The organism is Phormidium sp. CCY1219 (assembly GCF_055795085.1).
The window spans coordinates 1-330 of record NZ_JAYFEQ010000333.1 but is presented as its reverse complement, the minus strand read 5'-3'; the positions used below and the strand labels follow the sequence as shown (position 1 = coordinate 330).

Below are 330 nucleotides of genomic sequence, written 5' to 3'. Positions count from 1 at the left end.
GATTGAGCCGAAGTCGATTGAACTTCGTTTGTCCGCCCGTTCCTGTGGTGACTGGAAGTCCTGTTGCTTTCAAAGCCAACAATGCCCATCGGGTGGAGTTAACGGCAGCCGCATCCCTAGGTGGTGATTGGGTTTGCTTGAGGATGCGACCTAGCAAATCTGGCAGGCGCGATAAAAAATCCCGAATGTCCCCATTGCCTTTGGCTTGATTGCATGAGTGGCAAGCCAGGGTCAGGTTAGACACGCGATCTGCGCCACCCTTAGACCGAGGCTGAATATGCTCAACTTCAAGGGGTACATTTTGAACTCCGCAGTAAGCACAGGTTCTGC

At 52.7% G+C, this 330-nt stretch carries 1 protein-coding gene; it reads right to left on the bottom strand.

The genetic code is table 11. The features are described 5' to 3' along the window. Positions 1-330, bottom strand: a 330-nt coding sequence (locus AC0QH1_RS05835) for an HNH endonuclease (RefSeq protein WP_324629989.1), incomplete at both ends; no start/stop codon positions are given.